The sequence below is a fragment of the Methylorubrum zatmanii genome, from assembly GCF_014845115.1.
Taxonomy (GTDB): Bacteria; Pseudomonadota; Alphaproteobacteria; order Rhizobiales; family Beijerinckiaceae; genus Methylobacterium; species Methylobacterium zatmanii.
Genome location: NZ_NKUI01000125.1, coordinates 1 through 10,165 on the forward strand (window position 1 = coordinate 1; position 10,165 = coordinate 10,165).

Consider the following 10,165-nt stretch of genomic DNA (forward strand, 5'->3'; position numbering starts at 1 on the left):
TCGAGGCCGAGGATCAGGCGCGGGCGGAGCGAGCCGGGCTCTGGCAGCGGGAGCGCTGACGGCGCCGGCGATCAACACTTCGGGCGGCGCTCGAAGAACAAGCCCGGACAGCGACGGAAGACCGGAACCGTCAAATGGCTGTTTTGTTCCCCATCGCCTTCCAGACGAAGCGAAATTCACAGGCCTGCGCATGATCACGAAATCGTGAATTCGCTCGACAGATCCGTCAGCAGCGTTCCGATCCCCTCGGCAAGCGACGGTTAACGAGAACGGCCGAGCACTGTCGCCAACGAAAGGCTCGTGGAGCGAGAGCGGTGAAACTGATCGACAACACCAAGATCCTCGTGAAGGTCGCCGTTCCCCTGGCATTGGTGGTGGCGATGGCAATCGGGGTGATCGTCTATGCCCGAAGCGCCCTGAACAACGTCGTGCAGCAGGCCCAGCACGTCATCGACGTTCAAGCGGCGCGCCAGGAGAACATTCTGAAGGCTCAGCTCAATCTCAACGAGGCTGCCGTCCAGAACCGCAGCATCATCATCGAAACCCGTCCGGAGATCATGGCCCGCTACAAGGCCCGTCACGACGCGGCGATCAAGGCGACCTACGACGCGTTCGAGCGGCTGCTCGAACTGGCCGACACCCCGGAACGGCGCGAAATCAACCAGTCCCTGCGCCGAACTGCCGAGACCTTCTTTGAGCACCTCCAGCGCTCGACCGAACTCGGGCTCGCCAACGACGCCGAGGCGGCGATGAAGATCGTCCAGGAATTTTCCGCACCGATCCGCGAGAAGCTCAGCGAACAGGTCCAGGCCCGCGTCACCGTCATCGGGAACGAGATGCAGCAGGAGAAGCGGGAAGCGGCCGAAGAGGTGACACGGACCACGACGCTCCTCATCGCCGGCTCGGCCCTCGCCCTGCTTCTGACCCTGGCCCTCGCCGGCAGCATCGTGATGTTCGGCATCATCCGTCCCCTGCGCCGGCTGGTGGCGGTGCTGCGGCGGATGGCCGAGGGTGAGATCGACGCCTCGATCCCGGAGGCCCGGCGCGGCGACGAGATCGGCGAGGTCGGACGCGCCGTCGAGGGCATCAAGGAGATGGTGAGCCGAAAGGCCGCCGAGCAGGCGGAGATGCGCCGCATCGCCGACGAGGCCGCCGCCGCCGAGCGAAAGCGCACCATGATCGAGCTGGCCGATCGGTTCGAGACGGCCGTGGGCGGCATCGTCGGCATGGTCTCGTCCTCGGCGACCGAACTCCAGGCCACCGCCTCGACCATGACCGCGACGGCCACCGAAACCGCCACCCAGGCGACCACTGTCGCCGCCGCGGCGGAGGAGGCCGCGACCAACGTCAGCACCGTCGCCGCCGCCGCCGAAGAACTGGGCAGCTCGGTCGCCGAGATCGGCCGGCAGGTGTCGGGTTCGGCAGAACTGGCGCAGGATGCGGTGACGGCCTCCGATCAGACCGCGCATCTCGTGCAGGAACTCAGCTCCGCCATGGTGCGCATCGGCGACGTGGTCGGTCTGATCTCCTCCATTGCAGGTCAGACCAACCTGCTGGCGCTGAACGCCACCATCGAGGCGGCCCGCGCGGGCGAGGCCGGTCGCGGCTTCGCCGTGGTCGCGGCGGAGGTGAAGGAACTGGCCAACCAGACCGCCCGTGCGACCGACGAGATCTCGACGCAGATCGGCCAGATCCAGGGGGTCACGAGCCAAGCGGTCTCCGCCATCGGCGGCATCGGCGGGCGCATCCGCGACATCGACACTGCGGCCGCCGCCATCGCCGCGGCAGTGGAGCAGCAGGGCGCAGCGACGCAGGAGATCGTCCGCAACGTCACCCAAGCCTCGATCGGCACCGCCGAGGTGACGGGCAACATCACCGGCGTCGCCGGCGCCGCCGAGGAAACCGGCGCCGCCGCGAGCCAGGTGCTCAGCGCCGCGGGCGAGCTGTCGCGCCAATCCGAGGCCCTGCGCGCGCAGGTCTCGCAATTCCTCGCCACGGTGCGGGCGGCGTAAGCCGCAACCGCCCGCGGGCAAGACAGAAGGCCCGGAGGATCCTCCTCCGGGCTTTTCCGTTTCCGGGCCTACCGGAACGGCGGCTCGTCGAAGCTTCGGAGCTTGCGGGAATGCAGGCCGGCCCGGTCGGCGCGGAGCGTATCGAGGGTGACGAGCCCGATCCTGAGATGCTCGGCCACCGCCCGTTCGTAGAAGGCGTTGGCCGCCCCCGGCAGCTTGATCTCGCCGTGGAGCGGCTTGTCGGAGACGCAGAGCAGCGTGCCGTAGGGCACCCGCATGCGAAATCCCTGCGCGGCGATGGTGCCGCTCTCCATGTCGACGGCGATGGCCCGCGAGAGATTGATGCGCCGCCGCTCCTGACTGAAGCGAAGCTCCCAGTTGCGGTCGTCATAGGTCACGACCGTGCCGGTGCGCAGGCGCCGCTTCAGCGCGTCGGCCCGTTCACCGGTCACCGCGGCGGCGGCCGATTGCAGGGCGATCTGGACCTCGGCCAGCGCCGGCACCGGAATCTCCGGCGGCACGAGGTCGTCGAGGATGCGGTCGCGGCGGAGATAGCCGTGGGCGAGCACGTAATCGCCGATGGTCTGCGACTGGCGCAGGCCGCCGCAATGGCCCACCATCAGCCAGCAATGCGGACGCAGCACCGCGAGGTGGTCGGTGATGGTCTTCGCGTTCGAGGGTCCGACGCCGATATTGACGAGGGTGGTGCCCTGGGGCGCCCCGTCCGGCCCCCGGCCGACGAGGTGGTAGGCCGGCATCTGGAACTTGTGCCAGGGCGAGGCGGCGATCAGGGCCGCCGGATCGGCCGAAGCCGCCTCGGCCTGCGCCACCACGATCCCGCCGGGCAGAACCAGCCGCTCGCCCTCTCCCGCCGCGAGGCGCTCCAGCCCGTGGCGGACGAAGCCGTCGACGTAGCGATGGTAATTGGTGAGCAGGATCCAGGGCTGGATCTCACGCCAGTCCGAGCCGGTGTAATGCACGAGGCGCCGCAGGGAGTAGTCGGTGCGCACGCCGTCGAACAGAGCGAGCGGGCGCGGCTCGCCCGGTGCGTCCTGCCACAACCCGTCCGCCACCTCGTCGCCGACGACCGAGAGGAGCGGCGTCGGAAACAGGGTGGCGAGGTCGCTGGCGCTGACGCCGCTGCCGCCGAGATCGGTGCCGGGCTCGACCACGTAGGGATAGGGAATCTCCTGGCCCGAGAGGCCGACCTCGATCCCAGCCCCGTAATCGCGCACCAGCGGGCGCAGCTGCTCCAAAAGGTAGGCGCGGAAATAGCCGGGCTGGGTCACCGTGGTGGCGTAGAGTCCGGGTGCCTGGAATTTGGCGGTCGCCCGGTTGAGCCGCGGCACCGGACCGGTCGGCTGATAGGTCAGGCGCAGCTCGGGATAGCGGAATTGCAGCCGCTCGGTCTCGTCGGGCGGGATGCGATGCTCGAGATAGCGCGCCAGCGCCGCCTGAAGCGCCCGGGTCGCGCCCGCATGCAGCGCCTCCAGCCGGTCGACCGCAGCCTCCGCATCGGCAATGGCCTCCATCGGCCGCAGCTCGTCGATGACCATGCGCTCTCCCTGATAACCGTTCCGATCTCTACATCGGCCCGCGCTCCGGGACGAGCAAGCCGCTTGCCGGGCTGCGCCGGCTTGTCGGGCTGCGCCGGCTTGTCGGGCTGCGCCGCTTGCCGGGCTGCCTTGCGGCCAGGGCCTCAGGCGGCGACAAGGCTCCGGTGACGCGCGCGTGGGGAAAGGGTGGCGATGAGCGAGGATGTCGAGCGGCGCCCCGGCGAGGAGACGATTCCGCTGCCGGACCATTTCGATGCCGGCCTCTACTTCATCGGACGGGTGCGCACCCCCTGGGGAAGCCGGGCGGAATGCCCGAAGAACGGCACCCAGACCGATGCGGTCTGCACCCTCGAGGTCGATGCGCGCTACCACGGGGCGCTGCAGAACCTGGACGGCGCCACCCACCTGATCGTGCTCTACTGGATGGACCGGGCCGCCCGCGACATCGTCCGCCAGCAGCCGCGCCACGCGGATGGCAGCCGCGGCACCTTCTCCCTGCGCTCGCCGGCACGGCCGAACCCGATCGCGCTGGCGGTGGTGGAGCGGCTCGTCATCGCGGAGGGCACGATCAGCGTGCGCGGGCTCGACTGCATCGACGGCACGCCGCTCCTCGACATCAAGCCCTATTACGCCTCAACCGACAGCCGGCCGGAGGCCACGGTGCAGCGGGCCGGCCGGTAGAGGGGCGGGAGCAGGCTCCCGCCCCGCTCGCTCAGAACCGGACGACGATCTGCGCCCGGATCGTGCGTGGCGCGCCGGGGCTGATCTGGTTGTTGTTGGTCGCCGTGTAGATGTAGTTGCGGTCGAAGACGTTCTCGATATTGACCTGCGCCCGCGCCCACTCATTGAGCGTGTAGAACAGCCCGAGATCGAAGCGCGAATAACCGGGCAGACGCACCGCGTTGTCCGAACTCGCGAAGGTATGGCCCTGGTAGAGGTAGCCGATGCCGATGGCGAACTCGCGGGTCAGCTCGAACTTGTTCCACAGGGACACGGCGTTGAACGGGACGAGACCGACCCGATTGCCCGCGACGATGGTGGTGGAGGTGGCGCTCTCGATCTTCGCGTCGGTGAAGCTGTAGCCGCCGGCGATCTGCCACCAATCCGTGACATAGCCGTTGGCACCGATCTCGACGCCCTTGGCGTTCGTCCGGCCCGTCAGCAGGAAGAAGCCGGCATTGTTCGGATCCGGCAGGCGCTGGTTGGTCCGGTCGAGGTCGTAGGCGGCGGCCGTCAGCTGGAAGTCCGGCGTGACGTCGTATTTCACGCCGATCTCCTTGTTCTCGAACCCTTCCGGCTCGGCGAAGGCGAGCCCCGTGGAGAAGATGCCGACCTGATCGCCCGCGCTCGGCAGGTAGGAGACGCTGTAGCTGCCGTAGAAGGCGAGGTTCGGCAGCGGCTTGAGAACGATGCCGGCCCGCGGCGAGACGAGGTCGTCGATCCGCGCGGTCTCCACCCCGTTGTTCCGGCTGCGCGAGGCGAAGTCGAAATGGTCGTAACGCAGGCCGCCGAGGATCTGCAGCCAGTCGGTCACCTCGATCTGGTCCTGCGCATAGAGCGCGGCGAGGCCGAGATCGTAGCGCGCATTGGCATCCGACGTGCCGTTGTTGCGGAACGTCACCGGGACGCGGCTGACCGGCGCGAGCGGATTGACGACGATGCTTGGGGCGACGTTGTTGAAGAAGCCGCTCTGCCGGAAGGCGATGCCCTCCTGATAGCCGATTTCGAAGCCGGCGAGCAGGGTATGCTTCATACCCGCGATCACCGTCTTGTAGACGAAATCGTTCTGACTGAAAGTATTCGTCCGATTGGTGTCGTTGCGGTAGGCGCCGAGTGACACGGCAGTTCCGGCCGCATTGACGGCGCTGCTCGGGTAGACGTTGCGGTAGAACTTCTCGTAATCGGCAAAGCGCAGCTGACTGTGCAGCTCGACGCCCGAGTCGAACCGGTGATCGAGGGCGACGGTGGCGATATGGGCATCGACCTGAGCCCGGTTCACATCCGGATTGCCGAAGAAGGTCGCGCGGTTGCGGCGGTAATCGTAGGCGCGGCCGAACTGGGAGGGAATGCCGCGATCCACCACCCGATCGTCGTGGAAATACTCGTAGGAGACCCTCAGGGTCGTCGCCGGATCGATGACGAAGGTCATCGTCGGATTGATGCCGTAGCGGGTCAGTTCGCCGAACTGGCGGAAGGTTCCGGAATCCTCGGCCATTCCGTTCAGGCGGAAGAAGGCGCCGTCGCTGAAGCGGTCGCCCACATCCACGGCGACGCGCTTGGCGCCGAACTGGCCGCCACCGGCGACGATTTCGCGGACCCGCAGGCCGTCGGCCTCCTTCAGGACGCGGTTGATTATGCCGCCTCCGCCGCCGCGACCGAAGATCAGCGAATCCGGCCCCTTCAGCACTTCGACGCGCTCGATATTGTAGAGATCCCGAAAATACTGGACGTCGTCGCGGATGCCGTTGACGAAGAAGTCGGCATTGGTGTTCTGGCCGCGGATCACGACCTGATCGCGGTTGCCCTCGCCCTGGGCCGGAATGACGCCCGGCACGTAGCGCAACTGGTCCGCAAGGTTCTGGAAGTTCTGGTCCCGGATCTGCTGCTGCGGGATGATGGTGACCGCCTGGGGCGTATCGATCAACGGCGTGTCGGTCTTGGTCGCGCTGCGCGTGGCCTTGGTGAGATAGCCGACGGTGACGCCGCCCCGCGGCCCCAGGATCCCGCGTCCGTCCCCGACGACGCTCAATTCATCCAGGGTGGCGCTGGCGGCGCCGCCCGGGATCAGCGGCTGAACCGCCGCCGGTTGCGCCCAGCCCGGTGATGCGATGCATGTCCCCGCCAGGAGCGCGGCGGCCAGCGCCGAAACCGCCACCCGCCCATTCGTTTGCCCGATCGTCCGCACAGTCCAGTCCTTTGGTCGCTTGCACGCGTGATGCAATGGCGCCGGGACTTCCGAGGAGTTCGGATCAGTGCAGGAGAGTTTGGCGTTATTTGTTATTCGCCCTGCCGTCCCAGGCGGCGGGAGAACTAGTTGAGAGAAGTCCTTATGCTCAAGGCCTTTCATCCCGACTTATGGAGACAACTTATTGGAATTATTCCAAAGATAATTTCGTTTTTTCAGCAACATTCTGTTACGAAACGGCAATTATGGCATGTTTGGACCTGTATCGATTCCAAACTGTTTTTTATCAATTCATAATGTTGCCCTTCCGCAACACCACCGTCGCCGGCCGACCGCATGTTTCCCTCAAGCGAGTGCCGCCATCGCCTCGAACACGAGGGCGTGGCGAGCTGCCAGAACCGCGACATCGCTGCCGTATCCGCCGCCGATCACGGTGCAGAGCGGAATGTTTCGCCGGCGCGCCAGGCCGACGACGTAACGGTCACGGGCGCGAAGCCCTGCATCGCTGAGGCGGAGCCGGCCGAGCCGGTCGTCCCGATGGGAATCGACGCCGGCATTGTAGAAGATCAGGTCGGGATCGAAGCCCTGGACCAGGGCCGGCAGGTGCGCCTCGAGCACCGCCAGATAGTCCGCGTCGCCGAGGCCGTCCGGCAGGCCGATATCGAGATCGCCCGGCACCTTGTCGTAGGGATAGTTGCGCTCGCAATGGATCGAGAGCGTGAACAGGTCGGGTTCGCGGGCGAGGCAATCGGCGGTGCCGTCGCCCTGATGCACATCGAGGTCGATCACAAGGGCGCGGGCGATCCGCCCCTCCCGCCGCAGGGCGAGGGCGGCGACCGCCACGTCGTTGAACACGCAGAACCCGGCCCCGCCGGCCCGCCGTGCATGGTGGCTGCCCCCCGCCGTGCTGCCGGCGAGCCCGTGCTCCAGGGCGAGGCGGGCGGCACAGAGCGTGCCCCCGGCCGAGGCACGGGAACGGGCGGCGACCGCTTCCGTCACCGGCAATCCGATGGCGCGCTCGACCGCCCGGGGCACCTGGAACGCCAGCACCGCTTCGACATAGGCGGCCTCATGTGCCCCCGAGAGCAGGGCCGCGCCCGCCGGCTCCGGCGTGACGAAGCCGTCGGGTGCGAGCCCACGGGCGCGCAGGATCTCAGCGAGCCGGCCATACTTGCCCATCGGGAAGCGATGGCCCGCCGGCAGGGCGGCCTCATAGGCCGGATGGAACACGATCGGCGGCAAGGCAGCAGCTTCGCGGGTGGGCGGAATGGGCAGTGTCACACGCCTGATAAGTGGGCCCTGCTAGGGGCGTGATGGGACGCACCGTCGCGCCCGATCACAACACCGACGGGAGACGCCGCGCATGATCGCCACGCCGGAGAGCGGCGCGTTCGCCGCCCTCGCGCTCTGCGCCCTCGTCGTCGTCGTCAATCTCGCAAGCCTCGCCGTGGCGGGCTTGCGCATCGGGCGGACAGGCAAGCCCTCCACCTTCCCGGCGGACGCGCCCGTGTCGGTGGTGCGTCCTCTGCGCGGCATCGAGAGCTTCAGCGAGGAGACGCTGCTGGCGAGCTTCCAGCTCGACTATCCGGCTTACGAACTGATCTTCTGCGTGGCGGATGCGGGCGACCCGATTCTGCCACTGCTGGAACGGATGCGGGCGGCGCACCGGCACATCCCCTCGCGCCTGATCCTCGGCGACGAGCGGATCGGTGGCAACCCGAAGCTCAACAATTGCGTGCGCGGCTGGGAAGCCGCCCGCTACGACTGGGTGATCCTGGCGGATTCGAATGTGCTGATGCCCGTCGACTACATCCAGCAGATGCAGGCGGCGTGGCGCGACACGACCGGCCTCGTCTGCTCGACCCCGATCGGCGCCCGGCCGGAAAACTTCTTCGCCGAGGTGGAGTGCGCCTTCCTCAACACCCTCCAGGCCCGCTGGCAATATGCCGGCGAGGCGCTGGGCCTCGGCTTCGCACAGGGCAAGAGCATGCTCTGGCACAAGCCCTTCCTCGAAGCGCGCGGCGGCATCCGGGCGCTGAACGCCGAGATCGCGGAGGATGCCGCGGCCACCAAGCTCGTGCGCGCGGCGGGAAAGCGGGTGCATCTCGTCGCCTCCCCCTTCCGCCAGCCGCTCGGACGCCGCGACTTTTCCGAGGTCTGGTCACGGCAGGTGCGCTGGGCGCGGCTGCGGCGGGTGACCTTCCCGCTGTTCTTCGCGCCGGAGATCGGCATCGGCGCCCTGCTGCCGCTGGTTCTGACCGGACTCGTCGTCGGCACGGCGGAAGCGACCCTCTGGCTCACCGGGGCCGGGGGGCTCTGGTACGGGGCGGAGATGGCGTTGGCGGCCCGCGCCGGCTGGCATCGCGGGCCGCGCCTGCTCCTCGCCTTCCTCGTCCGCGACGCCCTGCTGCCGGCGATCTGGGCGAGCGCCTGGGCCCGCACCGCCATCGTCTGGCGCGGCAACCCGATGGACATCCGCCCCCGCGACGCCGCCCCGCTGGAAACCGGCCCGAGCGCGGCCTGACAGCGTCGCCACGGCAAAACTCTTGCTTGCGGCCCTCGCCTGTGCCCCCCTGGCGGGGCTGGGATGCGGGGACGCACGATGCCGACGCCTTCGACCGCGCTCGATAAGAGCCTGAATGCCTTTCACCTCTGGGGCATCGCTGTCGGACTGGTCATCTCCGGCGAATATTTCGGGTGGAGTTACGGCTGGGCCCAGGGCGGCACGCTCGGCTTCCTCGTCACCACCATCGCCGTGGCGGCGATGTACGTGGCCTTCATCTTCAGCTTCACCGAACTCACCACCGCGATCCCGCAGGCGGGCGGTCCCTTCGCCTATTCCCTGCGCGCCTTCGGGCCGACCGGCGCGGCGGTCGCCGGCTACGCGACGCTGATCGAGTTCGTGTTCGCGCCGCCGGCGATCGCCCTCGCCATCGGCGCCTATCTCAACGTCCAGTTTCCGGCGCTCGACCCGAAGCACGCGGCGCTCGGCGCCTACCTGCTGTTCATGGGCCTCAACATCGTCGGCGTGCGCATCGCCGCGACTTTCGAGCTGTTCGTGACGATTCTCGCCGTGGTCGAATTGCTGGTCTTCATGGGCGTCGTCGCCCCGGCCTTCAGCCTCGCGAACTTCACCGCAGGCGGCTGGGCCGGGCAGGACACGTTCACACCCGCAGCCATCGGCGGCATCTTCGCGGCGATTCCCTTCGCGATCTGGTTCTTCCTCGCCATCGAGGGCGTCGCCATGGCCGCCGAGGAGGCCAAGGACCCGAAGCGCACGATCCCCATCGCCTACATCACCGGCGTGCTGACGCTGACCGTCCTCGCCTTCGGAGTCATGCTGTTCGCTGGCGCCGCCGGAGACTGGAAGAGCCTGTCCGACCTCAACGATCCCCTGCCCCAGGCGATGAAGCGGGTGGTCGGCGAGTCGAGCGGCTGGCTGCACATGCTGGTCTGGCTCGGCCTGTTCGGCCTCGTCGCCTCCTTCCACGGCATCATCATGGGCTATGCCCGCCAGATCTTCGCCCTGGCCCGCGCCGGCTTCCTGCCAAGCCTGTTCGCGCGGGTGCATCCGCGCTTCCAGACGCCGCACATCGCGACCCTGGCCGGCGGGGTCGTCGGCATCGCCGCGATCTACAGCGACAACCTCGTCAGCGTGGCCGGGCAGTCGCTCACCGCCAGCATCGTGACGA

Annotated in this window: 7 protein-coding genes; 4 read left to right on the forward strand and 3 right to left on the reverse strand. The window is 68.0% G+C overall.

Annotated elements, in window-relative coordinates:
- Nucleotides 1-314 precede the first annotated feature (314 nt).
- On the forward strand, nt 315-2,012 hold the full coding sequence (locus tag MZTS_RS15740) for a methyl-accepting chemotaxis protein (protein ID WP_192284572.1): 1,698 nt from the start codon (nt 315-317) through the stop codon (nt 2,010-2,012).
- A gap of 68 nt (nt 2,013-2,080) precedes the next feature.
- Here MZTS_RS15740 and MZTS_RS15745 read toward each other — a convergent pair whose 3' ends face one another.
- The gene (locus MZTS_RS15745) at nt 2,081-3,568 is read right to left on the reverse strand and encodes an AMP nucleosidase (RefSeq protein ID WP_192284573.1); all 1,488 of its coding nucleotides are present in this window, start codon (nt 3,566-3,568) and stop codon (nt 2,081-2,083) included.
- A gap of 192 nt (nt 3,569-3,760) precedes the next feature.
- Between MZTS_RS15745 and tsaA the strand changes: the two genes are divergently transcribed.
- Nucleotides 3,761-4,249 carry a tRNA (N6-threonylcarbamoyladenosine(37)-N6)-methyltransferase TrmO gene (gene tsaA / locus MZTS_RS15750; RefSeq protein WP_009865375.1) on the forward strand — a complete coding sequence of 163 codons (489 nt, stop codon included), beginning with the start codon at nt 3,761-3,763 and terminating at the stop codon, nt 4,247-4,249.
- Nucleotides 4,250-4,280: 31 nt separating this feature from the next.
- On the opposite strand, the gene MZTS_RS15755 is transcribed toward tsaA, so the two are convergent.
- Complete coding sequence (locus MZTS_RS15755) at nt 4,281-6,443, reverse strand: TonB-dependent receptor (protein ID WP_343068769.1); 2,163 nt, start codon at nt 6,441-6,443, stop codon at nt 4,281-4,283.
- Nucleotides 6,444-6,818: 375 nt separating this feature from the next.
- Nucleotides 6,819-7,715: a histone deacetylase family protein gene (locus MZTS_RS15760; protein WP_192284575.1), complete on the reverse strand. Its 897-nt coding sequence runs from the start codon at nt 7,713-7,715 to the stop codon at nt 6,819-6,821.
- Nucleotides 7,716-7,836: 121 nt separating this feature from the next.
- Here MZTS_RS15760 and MZTS_RS15765 point away from each other — a divergent pair, with 121 nt between their 5' ends.
- Together MZTS_RS15765 and eat are read left to right on the forward strand one after the other, a co-directional pair.
- Nucleotides 7,837-8,997: a ceramide glucosyltransferase gene (locus MZTS_RS15765; protein WP_192284576.1), complete on the forward strand. Its 1,161-nt coding sequence runs from the start codon at nt 7,837-7,839 to the stop codon at nt 8,995-8,997.
- A 78-nt stretch (nt 8,998-9,075) separates the two neighbouring features.
- Nucleotides 9,076-10,165, forward strand: a 1,090-nt coding sequence (gene eat / locus MZTS_RS15770) for an ethanolamine permease (RefSeq protein WP_192284577.1), incomplete at its 3' end; no start/stop codon positions are given.

What these genes read in the sequence shown, in the direction of transcription:
- MZTS_RS15765 (WP_192284576.1), top strand. Translation starts at nt 7,837, where the DNA reads ATGATCGCCACGCCGGAGAGCGGCGCGTTCGCCGCCCTCGCGCTCTGC.
- MZTS_RS15745 (WP_192284573.1), bottom strand. Translation starts at nt 3,568, where the DNA reads ATGGTCATCGACGAGCTGCGGCCGATGGAGGCCATTGCCGATGCGGAG.
- tsaA (WP_009865375.1), top strand. Translation starts at nt 3,761, where the DNA reads ATGAGCGAGGATGTCGAGCGGCGCCCCGGCGAGGAGACGATTCCGCTG.